A 17,484-nucleotide genomic window follows, 5' to 3' on the forward strand; every position below is an offset into this window, starting at 1 on the left:
GTGATGCTGCGCTTTGCGCTGGTGCTTGGGATGATGGTTGCAGCCCTGCCCTTGGCGGCAGGGGAGCTAAGTCCTGCACAAATGCGGGCATATGGCTTTCAACTGATGGCCACGGGCGATCAGATAGGCGCTATGGCAGTAGCCGAGGCTTTGCTGGGCCGCGATCCGCATGACGCGGCAGCGCTTTTTCTGAAAGCGCAGGCCTCGTCGACAGGGCCGGAGTCGCGTCAGGCGGCGCGGCTGTCTTTCCGCGCCACCCAAGACCCCGAGACCCGCTTTAGTGCGGCGATGTTTATTGCCAGTTCTTACGCGCAGGACAATCGCAAAGGGGCCGCGCAGTTGTGGCTGCGCAAGGCCGCCGATCTGGCGACCAGCCCCGAAGCGCGCGAGGTGGTTCGGGCGCAGTTTGACTATGTTAGATCAAGCAACCCTTTGATCTTGCAGTTTGATCTGTCAGTCCGCCCCTCGTCCAACGTCAACAACGGCTCGACCGCGACCAGCTTTCGCAACCCCGGCATTCCGTGGTTGCCGCCTGAAATTGAAATCTCGGGCGAGCAGTCGGCTTTGTCGGGAATCGAGGCGAATTTTGCTGCCGATCTGACCTATCGGCTGCCGCCCACCGCCACCACGCGCACTGAGTTTTCGCTGCATCTTGATCAGTCGCAGGTCTGGCTGTCATCTGAGGCCCACGATATTGCGCCCGAGGCGGAGGCGAAAAACTATGCCACGGCCACGGTGGAAGCCGGAGTAACCCGGCTGTATCGCCCGGTGGACAGCAAGCTAACCTACCGCTTTGGCGCGTTTGCAGGCCACGATTGGTCTGGCGGGCGTAATCTGGCCAATCGGCTGCGGCTGGAGTTTGGCGGCGATCTGATCGTGTCGAATTCTTTGGGGCTGTATCTTGGCGTCTCGGGGGAAAAGCAAACCCGGCTGGATGCCACCATTCGATCTTCTGACGTCTATAGCATGACGGTGGCGGCCACCAAGCGCCTGCAAACCGGAGATATTTTGCAGTTTAGTCTGTCGGGACGCGACACTGTGACCGAAAGCCCCGGATTGGAGAACACCTCAATCGCGGCCCGCGTGGTGTGGCGCAAAGCCCAGCCTGTCGCGGGCATGGGCTTGTCGCTGAGCGCCTCGTCCGAGTTGCGCGACTATCCGTTTTCACCGTTTGATCTGTTGGATGGCCGGGTTGATCACCGAAATCTGCTGGCTGTCACTTTAGATTTGAACGAATTTGATTATATGGGGTTCTCGCCCAGCGTAACGGTGACAGCATCGGACGTCTCGTCCAATGTCGATTTGTTCACGACGCGCGAGGTTGGGGTCAGTATGGGCTTCAAATCCAATTTCTAGGCGGGCAACCTTCGGCCCGCCTCTCAGCCAAGATATGAGGAGAGAGACATGACAATCCGATATCTGCACACCATGGTCCGGGTGCTGGACCTTGATGCCTCGATGGCATTCTACCGCCTGCTCGGGCTGGAGGAGACCAAGCGCTATACCAATGACAAGGGCCGCTTTACGCTGGTGTTCATGGCGCCTCCCGGTCAGCCGGAGTGTCCGGTGGAGCTGACCTATAACTGGGATGGCGATGCGGGTCTGCCGTCGGATTCGCGGCATTTCGGGCATTTGGCTTACGAAGTCGATGACATTTACGCCACCTGCGCGCATTTGGCGGCCAATGGTGTGCTGATCAACCGCCCGCCGCGCGATGGTCATATGGCGTTTGTGCGTTCGCCCGACAACGTCTCGATCGAGATTTTGCAGAAGGGGGAGGCCTTGGCTGCGGCGGAGCCTTGGGCGTCGATGGGCAATACCGGGAGTTGGTGAGGATTTCCGCCCGGAGTGCAGGCTGAAATCTGCGCCTCCGGCGGGGATATTTGAGCCAATGTGAATGGTTAAGAAATTGAACAGTCAAAAGGACCAGAGGCTGTAGGCGTCTGGTCCTATGGTTTTGGTCTCGCGCAGGGTGAGACGAGGGGCGTCTTTGAGGGTGGTGAGGTTGAGGGCGGCGAGGCTGGCTTGGCCGTCACCGCCGATCAGTGCACCTGCGGTGAATAGGGCGAGGTCGTCGACCAGATCGGCGCGGATCAGCGCGGCTGCTAAGGTGCCGCCGCCTTCGCAGAAGATCCGGGTGAGGCCTTGACCAGCGAGGGCTTGCAGCGCCGCGCGGGGGTTTATGGTTCCGTTTTCGCAGGCAGTTTCCAGCAGGGTCGCGCCCTGCCCTGTCCAAGAATCCCGGTTTTCCGGTGGCGCGTCGGGGCCGTGCAGCAGCCAGACCGGCGAGGTTTTGGCGGTATGACCGAGGCGGCTGTCTGGGCTGTGGCTGAGGCGGCTGTCCATCACGATGCGGATCGGTTGATGCGTGGCACCCAACTCGCGCACTGTCAGATCAGGATCATCAGCGCGGGCGGTGCCGGAGCCGATCAGCACGGCGTCATGGTTCAGGCGCATGGTATGGACGGCGCGGCGGGCGACAGGCCCGGTGATCCAGCGCGATTCGCCTGAGGCGGTGGCGATGCGGCCATCCAAGGTGGTGGCGAGTTTCAGGGTGACGAAGGGCAGACCTTGGGTGACGCGTTTCAGGAAGCCCGCATTGGCGCGGGTGGCCTCAGCTAGCAGAATGTTTTCAGTGACTGCGATGCCAGCGGCACGGAGCATGGCATGGCCTTTGCCCGATACACGCGGGTCGGGGTCTTGCAACGCACTCACCACCCGCGCCACCCCTGCGGCGATTAAAGCTTCGGCGCAGGGCGGGGTTTTGCCGTGATGCGCGCAGGGTTCCAACGTGACGTAAGCCGTGGCCCCACGCGCAGCCTCTCCGGCTTGTGCCAAGGCCATCACCTCGGCATGCGGGCGCCCCCCCGGTTGGGTCCAGCCTCGGCCCACAACCACGCCCTGCTTTATGATCACGCAGCCGACGGCCGGATTGGGCCAAGTACGACCCAAGCCCCGCGCAGCGATGCGCAAGGCATGGGCCATATGGTCTGCGTCGCTCACTCGTCCGCAGCGGTGCCGGGGCGGAGTTCAGACACGAAGCGGTCGAAATCATCAGCGGCTTGGAAGTTCTTGTAAACGCTGGCAAACCGGACATAGGCGACCGTGTCGATGCGCGCTAAAGATTCCATCACGATCTCACCAATCACCTTCGACGAGATGTCGGTATCGCCCAAAGATTCCAAGCGGCGCACGATTCCGGAAATCATCTGATCAATCCGTTCGGGATCAATCGGGCGTTTTTGCATCGCGATGCGGATCGAGCGTTCCAGCTTGGTGCGGTCGAAATCCTCCCGCTTGCCCGAGGTTTTGACGACGACCAGATCACGTAACTGCACGCGCTCATAGGTGGTGAAGCGCCCACCGCAGGCCGGGCAAAACCGACGGCGGCGGATCGAAACGTGATCCTCCGCAGGGCGGCTATCTTTGACTTGCGTATCGACGTTTCCGCAGAATGGGCAGCGCATCGGCTCCCTCCTTGCTTGTTATTTGTTACTGCCTCGGTCCCGGCTATCCTGCCGAGTTATCCACAGACCCTAGCGCCATTGCCTAGCCTTCGCCTAGGGGGATGATCGCAGATACTGCATATAGCTGTAGACTGTGGCGGGCAGGACTCAGGTGACGTCTAAAAACCGAGTGACCTGCCACTGATTGTGTGTGGCGTGACAGCAGAGTTGGCAGAGTTTGACAGCAGAGTTGGCAGCAACACGATTTTGATCGAAACGGGTCGTAAATGGAAATGACCCAGCAAGTCTAGTGTGCTATTTTGAATTTGTGGGTTTGCCGGAAAACCTTGGACGCTCCTTTGGGGTAGCCGGATCAAACGACGGTCGCGCATCGGATCGTGGCCTAACGCGAATGATCAACCTAGGCCCGGAAACCCACACTTACCCTGTTATCGAAACGCATGTCCCTCATCGAAGACATAGCCATATGCTTCGAAGAGTTGACGCTGATCGTGTCTCAGCGCGACCTTGTGGGGCTGCGGGACTAGCGTGAGCCCATAATCAGCTGTCAGCCTTCGTCCAGACACCACCTCTCGCGCCACCAGCCTCGAGAGGGCCTTTGCTGGGTTACAGGTCCAACGCGGAGCATGAGTATCAAGCCCCTGATAGACTGCGCTGGCGACAATATCTGCCAACTGCAATCCTGCCATCTGATAGTACGGCACAGACTCAAAATGCTGAAATCTGAGCACTTCTGGTCTAATCTCACGGGTCTTAATCCACGTGCTATTGCCGACAGCTTGGGCCTTGAGCTGTTCAACATATGCTTTCATTTGGCCAAATCGGTGGCCACCACGATGGGAAAACACGACTCGTAGGTAATCTTTGTTCCTCTCATAGGATGCGTCACGCACTACAAAATCGGTCACTCGCTCCAAGAGCATTCGGATCAGCCAGTTGTATAGAAACTGCGAAGATCCCCCGTTTGCGGCAACTACTCGAGGATTGTGATAATTCTGAAGTGTTCGTTTGTACGAACAGACCGCAAAAGCTCGCGCTGGCGTCTTCGCCAAGTGCTCACAAGCAACAAGTCTTTTGGGGTCACTCAGGTTCCTATAGTGGATTACATCCGACTGGCGCGATCCCACTGCCTGACGAAGCGATAAATGAACATCAGGCAAAGTCTTGTCGATTTCTGCGCGCACCAAATATCCGGCAAGACACAACCATTCAGTGCATCCCTTCGGATCTTCTGGCTTAAAGCTTCTCAAGCCGTCATCGCCAGCTTCGTCGACGTAAAGCACAAATGAAGCAGATTCGGGGCGTATGTTCATAGGTCAAGTGCAGACGAAATTGCCCCCCGAGTCAAATCCTTAACCTACATAAAAGGAGGCGTTTAAGCCCCAATAAAAGGGCAGTTTAACGCCCGATCTCCGCCTTCAGCGTGCACTCAGATTCGCACTGAGAGTGGCAGCGCCATCCAATTTGACGCAGCCTTGCAAAGCTCACTCGCAGCGTCCACTATTTGAACTTAACATCGTTTAATTAGGAGAATCGTCTTGACAGAGAAGAAGATTGGCGCGCCCCAGGGCGACAAAAAAGGCGCTTCGCCTTCACCGATCCGTGGAACCCAGAGCAGCGTGTCACCAAACAAACTGACGACAGGCGGGCCGACCCCACCACCCAAAAAATAATATCTATTTGAGACGGATATTGACGCGCTCGATCTCGTCCGCTGGAATGTAGGTCAAGCGCGTTCCCCATGCAGTATCCTTGATGCCCGCACGTTGTTCGGTGGTGCCGTCGGGAAGCTCCTCCTCCTCCACCACCATCACAACCCCACCATCTCCACCAAGATATAAGCCGTCCCAGGGCAAGCCGTGAAATGCAGCCCTGTCATTCAGATAAAGCACACGGCCGTTCTTAGTGTGCACAGAGAACTGACCTACCTTATATTTTGCGTGAATGAGAGCGTGCCATGGCGAATGGACGCCATCTTCCCGATGAACTCCGAAAAATGCTAAAATTTTATGCCACCAACCGCGCGCGAACATGCGCCAAGCGCTGCCGACGACCAAGCAAATGAGCAACGCACCTATCGACTGCCACCACTTCCCGAAAGGTTCCAAAATCGAGAATACAAGTGTTGCAAGTGCGCCAAACGCCAACGAGATGAAAATTGCGTCTTCAGTGCCGTGATCACGCCGAAGCCCGGCATAGGCGGTGGAATATGCTAGGTAGCCCGAACCGAGTGCCACTTGCACACCTAAGGTTAGACCGAAAAAATCATCAAATCCCATTGAGCACCTCCATGAACAGGCATCTTAGCACCGTTATGATGCTGTTGCGCAACTGCGACTTGCAGCGAACGGCGTGTTAGATTTTGAAAAATAAACGGGGCATTTAAGCCCTGTTTAAAGGGTGGTTTCACACAGTCAAAACCCGCCCAGCTCATAGTTCGAGATCAGCACCTCGGCCCGCTCGGGTGCCGCCCCCTTGGCCGCGATGGTGTAGGTGGTTTTGACCTCGCGAAATCGGAAGGCTTTGAAGGTTTCGCGCACCCATTAAACGGGGCATTTAAGCCCCGTTTAAACGCCCCTTTCACCCCATCAGTTCTGCCTTCAGCATGCGCCACGCGCGCTGCAGCCATTGGCACCACGCCGTTACCGGCTGCAGCGGATCGGTCCAGCCAGACGGTCGCCGCGCAGGAAATGAGCCAGAATTTGCCGATGTTTCGCGGTCTTTGTTGCAATCAAAAGAGGCGCGCGCAGAATAAATTGTCGGCATGAAAAGGGGGAATCGCTATGGATGACGTCCGCCTGTCGGTCGTGTTGTTCACATTTAACTGCGTTCTCGCCGGGGCGCTTTACCTGTTCATCATGTAAGGCCTCCGCCGAGCTGCTGCTTTGGCAAAAAGGCGCGCCGAACTCGAGGGCTCGATTCGACGCGCCTTACACTCCGCCACTCACGACAGATTTGGAGTGCAGTTACATAACTTCAGCAAGTGCGATCTGGTTCCCAATCTCAGGACGACAGCTCTCAAATGCTGCCTAGGTCATAGTTCGCAATCAGCACCTCTGCCCGCTCCGGTGCCGCCCCTTTTGCCGCGATGGTATAGGTGGTTTTCACCTCGCGAAATCGGAAGGCTTTGAAGGTTTCGCGCACGCCGTCCACGTCGTTTAAAGACAGGATAAAACGCCCCTTTAAGCCCCCTAGAACGGTCGCAAGTTCCTCGAACCGCTCGCGGGCAAACAGCGCCTTGCCATAGTCGCCCTCGCAGCCCCAATAGGGCGGATCGAGATAGAACAGCGTCTCAGGCCGATCCACGCGGCGGATGAAATCGGCGAAGTCCAGACAGGTCACCGTCACGCCGGAAAGACGGCTGTGCAGGGCCTCGAGATCCGGCTCCAGCGTGGTCAGGTTGAACCGCCCCGGCCGATCCATTGAGAGGCCGAAGTTCTTGCCAGAAACCTTGCCACCGAAGGCCAGCTTTTGCAGATAAAGAAAGCGCGCTGCGCGCTGCAAATCGGTCAGGGTTTCGGGGTCAACGTCGACCAGGCGGTTGAAGTTTGCCTGCGTGGTGATCTGGAAGCGCAGCATGTCGAGGAAGGCGACGTAATGCTCCTGCAGCACCCGGAACAGGTTGTAGACGTCGCGACCGCGATCATTGATGAACTCTGCGCGCGGACATCGTGTCCGTCGCAAGAATATCCCGCCCATGCCGACGAAAGGCTCGGCATAGGTCGTGTGGTTTGTATCATTGTCGATCAGCGCGCAGATGCGTTTTGCAAGGTTGCGCTTACCGCCCAGCCATGGGGCAACCGGGCGGACGGGTGTGATCGGCGAGAGGGTCTGTGGCTTCACGTTTTGGCTCCGAACGGGTCTGGCGCAGGCGTGCGCTCTGGGTTCGGGCTCGAAGGCCTCAGATGATTGAACGCCCGACAGCGCGGGCACTTCACGGAAAGGGTGCCAACCAGCGCCCCTGCCTGCATTTTAAATAGCAACCGCGCGCAAGCGCAGCAACGAATCTCTTGATCCGGCATGTAGTTTAGACCCAAGTTCGCCGCGCCTCTCGAGGGGTGGAGCGGCCATAATGTTAATCTGGTCGGCGGGGCTTGTCTTGGCGGATAGTCCCCGTGCTGGAGGGTGTTAGCGCACCCCCCGGCCTCCTTAAAAGGAGACTGGTTTTGCTTTAGACAGCCACGGTCATTGCCGCTTCAAACAGGCTGTCCATTTGCGCAGGATCGAAGCCCAACAACCATGCCATCTCGTCGATGGTCTGCGAGGTCCGCCGCCATTCGCGGGCGTTCTGGATGGCCACGCGCATGGCCCAAGGCGTGGCTGGATCAGAGGCCGTGGCATCCAGTGCGGCGCAGATCGCAGGCCCGGCCGTGAGACGGCCCTGCAAGGGGCTGCACACCATATTGCTGCGACGGGCGGCAAGTTCGGCGGCGGCTTTTGCTTCAGGGGACAAGACGGGCTCCGGGGCAAACATCGACTGCACCAAGGCAATCGCGGCGGCGGCCGAGCTGCTCCCGGCAGGCAGCGCCACGCGGTGCTGCTGACCCGGCGTGAGGTCGGTTTCGCCTTCGGTGACCATCCATGTCGTGGCGTCGATTTGTGTGGCAATCATCGGGCGGACCTCAGCTGAAGGTGACTTGGAAAGTGCGCGCAGCACCGGAGCGGTTTTCGATTTTCAGGACACCGGCTTGCACCGCCACGGTGACGTAAGCATCGGTGCCGGTGGTGCCGAGCACGTCAGTGGCCACCACATTGAAGAACGCGGAAAGCCCGGTGAAGGCAGCCCCCTTGATGATTTGCAGCGTGGTGCCCGCGTCGAAATACACCTGCCCCGAGAAGTCAGGCAGCGGGCTCGCGGTGGCCCCAGCACAAGTGATGTCCGCAAAGCCGCCTTGGCGCGGTGTAGTGATGATGCCGACGGCATCGTCGGCAATGGTAATGGCCAACGCGCCGGTGGCATTGCCCGCAAGCGTCATCAGCCCAGCCGTGCTGACCTGCAGCAAACTGGTCCACGCGCTCCAAAGCCCGGTGCTTTTCGACGAGCGGAAAAACACCGTGCCCGATGCCGAGAAGGCGATTTGCTGCTGCGATCCGTTCTGGGTGACCCCGGCGAACTTAGTCATATGCAGCACCACGCCATTCGCCACTTCCGGCGCACCTGTGGCGGTGGAGGCCCAGAAGAACAAGCCGCTGACCCGGTTGGCATCGAGATCAGTCAGTGCCGTGGGTCCGGTGTTGTTGATGCCCCAGCCGAAGGCCCCGACCTTCATGATCCGCCCGACTGTGGTGTCATCGAGGGCGGATTGCAGCGCCGTGCCGGTGATGGCCAGAAACGCCGCTGCATCGCTGCCCACCGCGCCTACCGTGACCCAAGCCGTGCCAGTGCAGACGAGGAGTGTGGATTGCCCGGCCGCGAGAGGGACGGTCGAAGCCCCGTTGATCAGCTCGGCCGCGTTGGGGTCCAGCGTGATGATACCGCTGCCGCCATTGCGGATCAGCAGCGAAAACCCCGTCCCGGCCGTGGCTGCGGCAGGCAAGGTCAGTGTCCAAGTGTTCGAGCAATCCAGCACTTTACCGCGGTCGCCGACCACCACGGTGTAGGCGGCGGTTTTGGCGACGATGGCCGCCCCCATGGCGCCCAAGCTCGCCAGCGCTGTGGCGGTCAGACCATCCGCGCCGAGCAAGCCCGACAAGAAATCGCGCAGGCCAGTGAGGGCGGTTTTGAACTGGCCTTCGGTGACGGTTGATCCAGTAAAGTCGGATGAAGGGGGTAGCACGGCCATCTTAACTGCTCCACATCGGGTTGGCGTTCAGGGTCCACATCGCGGTGGCATCGGTGTTCCACATGTTCGGAATAAGCGTGCCCAAGGCAGCCGCCATCCACGGCCCAGCGGTCAGCCCCGTGCCGCGCACCCGGATCAGGGTTTGCGATGCGAACAAAAGCGGCAGAACGAAGTTGGTGGCGGTGGTATCGGCGGTGCGGGTCCAACTGACTGTGGGGTCGCTCGGATCAATGCCAGGGGCCATCTCGACCTGATAGGTGACTGCGCCGACTGCCGGTCGCCACGCCAGCACCGCGCGGCTATTGTCGCCCGGAATGCGGCGCGCCATCAGGCCGGTTACAATGGGGATGGTGACCACGCGCGGCAGGATCGATGTGACAATCGGCGCGGCGGTCACCCCGGTGTCGGCGGTATGCACCGATGGATCTTCGGTCACAGCGTCGATGCCGACCTCGTAAAGCCCGCGCGGCTTGATCGCTGTGACCTTGGCCAGCGTGCGCCAGGTCTCGGCTTTGCCGAACACCACATGGGTGCGCTCGCGGTCGGAGCCGGTGTAGGGCGTCATATCGGGGGTATCGGTCAGCACGACGATCTCCGGCGATGGCCCGGCCGTGACCAGCCAAGGGCCGCTGACACCGCCGCCTGCCGTGCGCATGCCGATGTAATAACTGCCCGCGCCAAAGATCATCGGCTCGGTGAGGGTGAGCGTTCTGGTACCAGCATCCCAAGCCACTGCTTCGGCATGCGCGCCCCAGCCCGGCATATCGTGCTGGATCGCGATCAGATCGCCGATCGAGGGGATGAAGCCTTCCATCTCGGTGGCAAAATGCACCATGCGGCGGCGGTATTTGTTGGCGGCGGCGTGATAGAGCCCCTCGCGGTAAACCTGATCGCGGTTGGTCGCGCCAAACAATTCCATCTTCACCGGCCGTGCGAGGCTGCTGCCTGCCAGCGCCGCCTTGACCCGGCGCGGCGACCATTTGACCTCGTCGAAGTAGGAGACTTCCAGCGCATCGGCGGTCTGCTCGGAGGCGAGAAGATAGTCGATCGAGAAAGAGCCCTTCTTGATGTTGCGCATCGAATAGAGCGCCACCGGCAGGGTCTGCGGCCCATCGCGCACCACGCGCAACCGGCCGCCCTGCATGAACAGGCGTGCGCGGCCGACAAGCGCAATCTTCGAGACCGCCTCCCACCAATTCGAGGCGGAGTCGAAGCGGCCATTGAAGGTGTCACCGCGTGCAGTCCAGAGCGCATCGAGGGCCAAGAGCGCCGCGAGGTCGAGGCGGGTGTCGGGCAGTCCCGCGCCATACTCGGCATTGCGGGCGGCGTCGGCAATCGCCCAAGCGATGGAGCGGCTGGCGACGGGTGCAGACCAACTCACGCCATTCCAGACCGGGATCTTGCGGGTGCAGACCACACCAATGCGGCGACTGGCTTGGGCGGAAAGGTTGTTGGTGGCCCGCATCCGCATGGCGATCAGCGTGACGTTGCCAAAATCCTGCGTCTCAGCCAGATAGCAGCGCAGGCCCGACCAGATCATCTGATGGCCAGTGTTTGACGCGGTCGATTTTGCATCGATCCGGTAAGCGCGGACCCGGTAGCGCCCTGCCCCCGCTGGCACGTTGCAGTCATAGGACATCGCCTTCGGCGTCACTGTGCGGTCGGTAACAATCTGCCCGATGACATTGTACCACGCCGAGATCGGCAGGCCGTTGTCGTCGACGCGGCGGGCCTGAATGACCAGATGCGAGCTGATGTCTTTCGGGTTGCCGCTGCCGTCGACATCAAACAGCCCGAGCGGCCAGATGATATCCACGGCCAAACGACGGGCAAGCGTTCCGGCATCTGACGCGATAAAGCCGTCAATGCCGCCCACCACCGTGCGGATATACATCACGCCCGAGCCCGAGCCGCTGGGGGCCACCACGGTGAAGGTGTCGGCCGTCGGCACAGTTGCGATGGCATAGATCTCGGTCGGCGCATCGGCGGTGGTAGGCGAGAGTTGCACCGCTTGGCCCACCGCGCGGCCGTGCGCGGTTTCCGTCACGGTGATGGTGGTGCCGGACCGGACATAGGTGCCCTGTTTGCGCCCCGGCAGCTCTTGCCCCGAGACCTCAACCGAGGAGATCACATTGGTCGGAAACAGCGTGACTTGGCCGTGCGGTGCGATGACCTCGTAGGTGATTTCAGAAAAGTTCGCGATCGGCGTGTCCTCGATGCGGATCTGCTCGATGTCGAACTCGCCGCAGCCAAGGCAGAGCAACTGATAGAGATACTGATCGTTGCCCGCGTATTCGGCATAGGGCTGGGCGGCAAAATCCGGCCAAGCCAACAGGCGGCCGTATTGCACCGGGATTGCCTGTTCGATGCGCGCGATGTTGCCCTGTGCGCCGATGGCATAGGTCGGTGAGGCGGACGGCAGCTGCTTCGGGGTCGGCATCGGCATCAAGGCATTGATCACCGCTTGACCCACCAGCATCCCGGCCAAGCCAACGGCATTGCCCCAAGTGAAGCTGCCGAAGATCGCGGTGCCTGCGAGGGTGTCGCCCAACAGCCAGCCACCAAACTGCGGAGCGAGCACAGTGAGCGCGAGCATGAGCAACATGCGCAGCGGGTTGCTGCCGCCCTGACCGCCGCCGCCGCGCGGCAGAATGCAGAACACGAGCTGATCGCCGGGCCGCATGCGACGCCTCCATTCCGATCGCAGAATCGGCCGACCATTCAGCACGGCAATGCAGGGAGCCGAGCCGGGCGGGGCCAGTCGGCGCAGGCGTAGCGGGCGACGGACCTCTTGCACGACGCGGCTGCCGAGGGGGTCAAACGGATTATAGATGGTCAGGCATTGCGCTTTCATGCGGCCACCCGCCGATAGGTGCCGCATATAGAATAGCCAAGATCAGCCAGCCGCGCGGTCGGGGTGAAGATCGCACCCGCGCCTTCAACGCAGTGCAGCACACCGCCAAGGCTCAGCCAGATGCCGACGTGACACGGCATCGCGCCTTTCGCCATCATGACGCCGTCGCCCTCAGCCGGAGTTGCCACAGCAACCCAACCGCGCCGCTCGACCGAGTTTGAGAGTTCGCGCCGCGTGGCGCGTGGATCGGCGCCATCGATCTCGATCAGCGGCACAGCGATGCCAAACCGCTCTTGCCAGACCAGCGCGCAGAAATGCCAGCAAGTGAAGCTGCGGCTCCACGGACGCCCGATGTAAGTGCTCGCCCAATGCGCGGTCATGGCTGCAACCCCGGAAAGGTTTCCAGATCATAGTCGAGTTTGGGGAAACGCAAGTTCACCAGGTCTGGAAAGCCCGCCGTTGCCTTCAGCCGGAATGGGTTGGCGTTGACCGTGATCAGCGTCAGTTCCATCGGCGGGTTGTTGTCCGGGCCGACGGTGAGGGTATCGGACAGGTAAGAGCGATAGATCGCCGTGATCGGCTGGGCGGTCACCACGGCCAGATCGATCTGCGCCAGTATCTCTTGGCTGACGTTATCAATCTCGATGGTGCATTGCGGCAAACCGCTGCTCGTCTGATCGGGCGGCACAATGTCAAAGGCAAAGCCCACGAAGGTGACAATCGCCCCCGGATCGCGGGCGGCCCCGGCCTCGATGCGCGCATCCAGCGCGTTGAAGTCGCGCACGACGCGGATGGGTTGGCTGAAGGCCGGATGCCAAAGCTCCAGCGTGTGATAAATCACCTGGTTCACCGGGGCCGAAGCATAGGCTTCTTGGATCGCTGCAGAGAGCGTCGGATCAGGCATCGGTATCACCCTCACTTTTCGGGATGCTGGAGCCCGTGCCGAAATGCTTGGCAAACTCTTCCCGAACTGCGTTGCCGCCATTGTCGAGCGCCGCAGCGATCTCGGCTTCAACACTTGCGCCAATGAGTGCGGGGTCGCGCGACTCTTCAACCCAAATGCCGACGATCTGCTGACCGCTGGCATCTAAGTGCTGTTCAACCCTCATACGCAGTCCTGACGCAGCCGAGATAGTTACGATCAAATCAGGCACTGCGCACCTCCATCTGGGCGGTGACATCCCAGTTCAGCGCAGGGCCAGCACTGGCTTTGAAGACCCCCTTGAAGCGGCCTTCAACGAACTTGAAACCGCCCCCGACAGCGATGGGCATCTGCACCCAAGCCGTGGTGCCTGCGGCTCCCGTCACCTTGCCATCGTTGCCGGTACGCAGATGCAGATCGTAGCCCGTGACCATGCGCGCGCCGACTTCAGAGACACCCAGACCCCACGCGGCATTGCCCGCGTAGCTGGGGTTGTTCGAAGCCGAGAGCGCGCTGATCCGCATCGCAGGCGCACTGCCGCCGCTCGCCACCGGGGCGGTCAGGGTCAGCCGCAAATAGCCATTGTCGCGGGACTCTAGCGTCCGGCTCACAAGCCCGCTTTGAAGGCCCAGCACGCCGTTCGCCAAATCGACGTCGGTGAAGCACTGCACACCGGCGCGGTCGAAGAACGAGAGCCGCGCCCAGTTGCGCCCTGCGGCCTTTAAGGTGGCGCGGCAGAGCACCGTCTTGCTGGCTTCGGCCAAGGGTAAGGCGAGTTCGCCATGGTGCAATCCATTGGCGGCGGTCTCGAACAACCCGTCCACGATCGCACTATCGGGCGACAGGCCCGTGCCGATGCCGCGCGTCGCATTCAGCCAGGTCCATCCGGCAAGGCTCTCGCTGTCGCCCGCGATGCTCCACGCCTCGTCGTTCCACCAGGCACGGAAGGCGGCGAATTCGGCGTCGGTCATCACCCAAGCCATGTCGACCAGGTCATTGCGCGCAAAGGTGATGCGGCGCACGCGTTGCGCGCCGATCTCCATGTCGGTGCGCAAAGCCGGATCAACCGGCGACAACCCAAATCCGGGCATCGAGGGCGTCGGCAAAACATCGGGCCACCGGCGCATTATCGGCCCACCCGTGAGAGACCGAACGTGTTGGTCATTGCGTCTGACATTGCCCCGCGACCTTGGGTGATGTCGCCTGCAAGCGCATTCCCCACCATTTCGATCACCACGTCCATAATCCGGTCGCCGCCCTGCGAACGCTCGGTCGACGTGGCCTTGGTTCCCGGTGGCGTGGTGATGTTGACAATCACGTCGCCCCCACCGCCGCCCGAGGCGCGCACGCCGAGCCTGCCGCTGGCATCGCGCGCAAGCGGCATCACGGCTTCATCGCCAGCTTCACCCATCAGGCCCACGACCGCGCCCTTGGCCATCGGGAAAAAAGTCGGCTTGCTGACGACGGTGCCGCTATAGGCTTTGATCCCCGGACCACCAGGAACGCCGCCGAGCGCAAAAGGCTGGGGCAAGCCCATGCTGCCGGTGCCGCCGCTGGTTCCGCCCGACAAGCCGCCAGTGATCCCACCGATCAGGCTGTCAAGGAACGGCGTGATGATCGAAGCGGTGAACTTCTGGGCGGCGATCTCGGCCAGCTTCTGGATCACGAAGTTTTTGAAATCGGCCATCGCGGCCTTGCCCTTTTTGGCCCCCGACAAGAAATCCGCAAATCCCTTCTCGAAGTTCGAAGAGAGCTTATCCGCCAGCCCGGCGCTCGCCTCGTTCAGATCGCCAACAAGCCCTTTGACTTCTGCCCGCCATTTACCAACCGCTGCTGCCGCTTTCGGGCCAGCCGCATCGGCCACCTTTTCCAGCTTCGGGATCAGATCAGCGATGCTGTTGGCGGCCTGATCCTTGGCCGAAGCGATGGCCTTGGTGCCTTCGGCGGTGGACATTAGCCCGAGCCGCACCTTCTCGTGGATGCCCGCGACCGCGTTCTCCAGCTTTTCCAGCGCGTCTTCAGCAGACTTCGTCAATGCGGCGAAGCTGTCGGGGTCAATCTTTGCGGCACCACCGCTCGCACCGCCACCGGTTCTGGTAGCGGGAGGAGCACCCCAATCGACGCCACCAATGCCGTGTGGCGCACGCCGGGGCGGCCTTCGTCCAGCGCTGCCTTTGCCAAATTCGGTCGGATTACCGGCTGCATCCAGTCCGTCGGCGGCGGCTGCAGCAGCGGCGGCATCCCAGAGCTTGGCTGCAAGCGTCGTGGCATCGCTGATGGCACCAGATAGCCAGCCCGCCTGAGGCCCAGAGCTTGCGAGCAGGCCTGCGTTTTCCATGGCGGCGTAAAGCACCGCCGATAAGTCATCCACCATGCTGACGTGTTCGCTTGTAACAGCGGTGGCTTCGGCGGTCTTCTCGACGATTTCGTTCAACGCGGAGGCAGCATCGCGCAAAGGCGCGGGAAGTTCCGAGCCAACCGGAACCATCTGCTGCATGATGCCGAGGGCTGATGCGGCCGCGTCGCGCAGTCCCGTCATGTTGCCGCCGTCGACATTGCCCAGACCGTCAAGCGCATCAATCAGCTGCCTTGCCTGATCAGCGCTGACGCCGTACTTCGCCGCAGCCTTTTCTGCCTCAGCTTGGCTGCGGGCAATTTGTTCATTGAAACGGGCGATCCGCTCGACGTCCGAAGGGTCAACGAGAGACAGTGCTTTCTTTCGCGAATCAACGACAGCCAGCTTTTCTGCAACTTCGGACAGGCCACCCTTGAGGGGATCAATCGCCAACTTCATATCGTCAAGGGACTTGCTGAGCGTCACGCCCTTCATGAACTCAGCGAAGCCCTTCACGTCAGAGGCATATTCACCAAATTTCGTGCGCAACTCATCTGTGGATGTGGCTGCGGTTTGGGCAAAACCCTTGTAGGCATCAAGTGATCCACCCAGCTTATCGACGGCTTCATCCAGTGTGAGAGCCTTTTCTTCAGCGCCGCCTAAAGCTGATACCAACAGCGGCAAAGCAATCCCCGCTAAAAGGCCCACAGCTCCACCAACGGCCCCGAATCCAATGCCAATGTCAGGCAACTGGATCGCCAATGCCTGCACAAACTGACCCGTCGCCATAGTCTGTTGGCCAACCTGCGAGAGCTGTTGGGCCATGAGTTTTGCCTGATACGCACCCGCGCTCATTTTGCCGCCGCTTGCGGTCACATGGGCATCCAGCGAGGCAGTTTGGGCTGCCAGCGCGGCCGTCTGTGCCACCGCCGTCTTTTCGGCGGCGACGACGCTGCCCAACTCTGTCTTCAACTCTTCAAGCTTGTTCTCAAGACCTGCAACAGCCGGAGTCGCCTTCGCCGCCCCACCGGCCAGCGCAGGGCCGACTTTCGCTCCTTCGACGGAAGCACCCTTCGCAGCATCACCCACGCCTTTGAGATCAGCCTTGGTCGCCGCCAGTGCGGCCTTAGCCTGGTCATTCTTGACCCGGAGTTCCATTGCGGCGGTCATATCCATCAGCGGCCCTCCTCAGGCTCAAAGGCAGTGCAGCGCACCGTCATGGTCGCCCCGTGTCGAGGCCTTAGGTTTCGTGGTGTTGCGCAGCCAGTCGGCGACTTGCTGGCTGTCGCGAGTCACAGCAAAACTGATAGCTGCAATGGCGCGGGCGTCGTCTTTTGCGTCTTGCGCAATATGCCCGGCCGACAATGCGCCGAGCTGGGCGACGGTCAGTTCGCCAAGCTCGGCGAGGTGGTGTCCGCGTCGGACGAGCCAAGCGAAGGCTTCGCCCCAGCCCAGTTGATCATCAGCGCCATCAATCGCTCGCCCGCTGCCGCGCGTTCCGGCAACAGGCGACGGGCGAAAAAATCAAAGTTCACCTCGTAGACCGCCGAGATCAGCCGCAGCATCTCGTCAGGATCAAGATCCATCAGCCAAGCCACGTCCGTGCCGGTGACGATCGACACCGCCTGACAGGCGGCTTCGGTGTGATGGGTCAGCACCGCCATGTAATCTGCGGTGACGATCAGTGGCATGAACGGCTCGCTGACCTTGGCGAACGCCGACAGCTGGCGCACCTTCAGGTTCGGGATCGCCAAGGTTTTGCCCGCGATGGATACGGTGCGAACCTCGGGGAAGAACGTCTCCAGATCATCTGTGTTTGCCATGCCGGTCACCGCGCGATGATGGTGAGTTCGGGCGCGCCGGTGACCCCCGGCAAGGCGCGCAAATCGGTGCTAATCATGATTGCGCCATCATCATCCACCGCCTGCGGATTGGTGCGCTGGACGCGCGGCGCAAAGACGCCAATACGCTTGCCCGCCGCGTTGCCGTGGTTGAAACCGAGAGAAGTCAGCGACACGGCGTTGATATCGGTGCGCCAGGTGATCTCTTCGGTATCCAACAGATCGACCGTCATCTGGCCACTGACCGCGCGATCCGTGATGGCGATCTTCTCGCCGCCCCAG

19 protein-coding genes are annotated in these 17,484 nt (G+C 61.0%); 2 read left to right on the plus strand and 17 right to left on the minus strand.

Annotated elements, in window-relative coordinates; genetic code table 11:
- Window positions 1-3: 3 nt before the first annotated feature.
- Window positions 4-1,356, plus strand: a complete 1,353-nt coding sequence (locus tag AKV04_RS19265) for a hypothetical protein (RefSeq protein WP_054008023.1) — start codon at window positions 4-6, stop codon at window positions 1,354-1,356.
- A 48-nt stretch (window positions 1,357-1,404) separates the two neighbouring features.
- Window positions 1,405-1,833, plus strand: coding sequence for a VOC family protein (locus AKV04_RS19270; RefSeq protein ID WP_054008024.1), 429 nt, complete (start codon window positions 1,405-1,407; stop codon window positions 1,831-1,833).
- Window positions 1,834-1,917: 84 nt separating this feature from the next.
- Here the strand turns inward: AKV04_RS19270 and ribD are convergent, their stop codons facing one another.
- The 17 genes from ribD to AKV04_RS26525 all read right to left on the minus strand — a co-directional run.
- The gene (gene ribD / locus AKV04_RS19275) at window positions 1,918-2,985 is read right to left on the minus strand and encodes a bifunctional diaminohydroxyphosphoribosylaminopyrimidine deaminase/5-amino-6-(5-phosphoribosylamino)uracil reductase RibD (protein WP_054008025.1); all 1,068 of its coding nucleotides are present in this window, start codon (window positions 2,983-2,985) and stop codon (window positions 1,918-1,920) included.
- Window positions 2,986-2,999: 14 nt separating this feature from the next.
- A complete protein-coding gene (nrdR, locus tag AKV04_RS19280) occupies window positions 3,000-3,467 on the minus strand; it encodes a transcriptional regulator NrdR (protein ID WP_054008026.1) in 468 nt (155 codons plus the stop codon).
- Window positions 3,468-3,895: 428 nt separating this feature from the next.
- Window positions 3,896-4,780, minus strand: coding sequence for a DUF3800 domain-containing protein (locus tag AKV04_RS25755; RefSeq protein ID WP_082351748.1), 885 nt, complete (start codon window positions 4,778-4,780; stop codon window positions 3,896-3,898).
- Between the two features lie 363 nt (window positions 4,781-5,143).
- Window positions 5,144-5,746, minus strand: coding sequence for a hypothetical protein (locus AKV04_RS19290; protein ID WP_054008028.1), 603 nt, complete (start codon window positions 5,744-5,746; stop codon window positions 5,144-5,146).
- Between the two features lie 135 nt (window positions 5,747-5,881).
- Complete coding sequence (locus AKV04_RS27615) at window positions 5,882-6,007, minus strand: hypothetical protein (protein ID WP_268871810.1); 126 nt, start codon at window positions 6,005-6,007, stop codon at window positions 5,882-5,884.
- Window positions 6,008-6,485: 478 nt separating this feature from the next.
- Window positions 6,486-7,310: a DNA adenine methylase gene (locus tag AKV04_RS19300; protein ID WP_054008030.1), complete on the minus strand. Its 825-nt coding sequence runs from the start codon at window positions 7,308-7,310 to the stop codon at window positions 6,486-6,488.
- Complete coding sequence (locus AKV04_RS27925) at window positions 7,307-7,489, minus strand: Com family DNA-binding transcriptional regulator (protein WP_082351749.1); 183 nt, start codon at window positions 7,487-7,489, stop codon at window positions 7,307-7,309. The genes AKV04_RS19300 and AKV04_RS27925 overlap by 4 nt, the downstream gene beginning before the upstream one ends.
- Window positions 7,490-7,638: 149 nt before the next feature.
- Complete coding sequence (locus AKV04_RS19305) at window positions 7,639-8,079, minus strand: hypothetical protein (protein WP_054008031.1); 441 nt, start codon at window positions 8,077-8,079, stop codon at window positions 7,639-7,641.
- Between the two features lie 10 nt (window positions 8,080-8,089).
- Complete coding sequence (locus AKV04_RS19310; protein WP_054008032.1) at window positions 8,090-9,250, minus strand: hypothetical protein; 1,161 nt, start codon at window positions 9,248-9,250, stop codon at window positions 8,090-8,092.
- Between the two features lies 1 nt (window position 9,251).
- Window positions 9,252-12,104, minus strand: a complete 2,853-nt coding sequence (locus tag AKV04_RS19315; RefSeq protein WP_054008033.1) for a host specificity factor TipJ family phage tail protein — start codon at window positions 12,102-12,104, stop codon at window positions 9,252-9,254.
- On the minus strand, window positions 12,101-12,484 hold the full coding sequence (locus AKV04_RS19320; RefSeq protein ID WP_054008034.1) for a hypothetical protein: 384 nt from the start codon (window positions 12,482-12,484) through the stop codon (window positions 12,101-12,103). The genes AKV04_RS19315 and AKV04_RS19320 overlap by 4 nt, the downstream gene beginning before the upstream one ends.
- Window positions 12,481-13,008, minus strand: a complete 528-nt coding sequence (locus AKV04_RS19325; RefSeq protein ID WP_054008035.1) for a DUF1833 family protein — start codon at window positions 13,006-13,008, stop codon at window positions 12,481-12,483. Before AKV04_RS19325 ends, AKV04_RS19320 begins: the two co-directional genes overlap by 4 nt.
- Window positions 13,001-13,258 carry a hypothetical protein gene (locus tag AKV04_RS26520; protein WP_162232916.1) on the minus strand — a complete coding sequence of 86 codons (258 nt, stop codon included), beginning with the start codon at window positions 13,256-13,258 and terminating at the stop codon, window positions 13,001-13,003. The genes AKV04_RS19325 and AKV04_RS26520 overlap by 8 nt, the downstream gene beginning before the upstream one ends.
- The gene (locus AKV04_RS19335) at window positions 13,251-14,153 is read right to left on the minus strand and encodes a phage head spike fiber domain-containing protein (protein ID WP_054008037.1); all 903 of its coding nucleotides are present in this window, start codon (window positions 14,151-14,153) and stop codon (window positions 13,251-13,253) included. The genes AKV04_RS26520 and AKV04_RS19335 overlap by 8 nt, the downstream gene beginning before the upstream one ends.
- The gene (locus AKV04_RS19340; RefSeq protein WP_054008038.1) at window positions 14,153-16,537 is read right to left on the minus strand and encodes a phage tail tape measure protein; all 2,385 of its coding nucleotides are present in this window, start codon (window positions 16,535-16,537) and stop codon (window positions 14,153-14,155) included. The genes AKV04_RS19335 and AKV04_RS19340 overlap by 1 nt, the downstream gene beginning before the upstream one ends.
- 209 nt (window positions 16,538-16,746) lie before the next feature.
- Window positions 16,747-17,184 carry a hypothetical protein gene (locus tag AKV04_RS19345; protein WP_054008039.1) on the minus strand — a complete coding sequence of 146 codons (438 nt, stop codon included), beginning with the start codon at window positions 17,182-17,184 and terminating at the stop codon, window positions 16,747-16,749.
- Window positions 17,185-17,189: 5 nt separating this feature from the next.
- Window positions 17,190-17,484, minus strand: a 295-nt coding sequence (locus AKV04_RS26525; RefSeq protein WP_054008040.1) for a hypothetical protein, incomplete at its 5' end; no start/stop codon positions are given.

The organism is Cypionkella psychrotolerans (genome assembly GCF_001294535.1).
GTDB lineage: Bacteria > Pseudomonadota > Alphaproteobacteria > Rhodobacterales > Rhodobacteraceae > Cypionkella > Cypionkella psychrotolerans.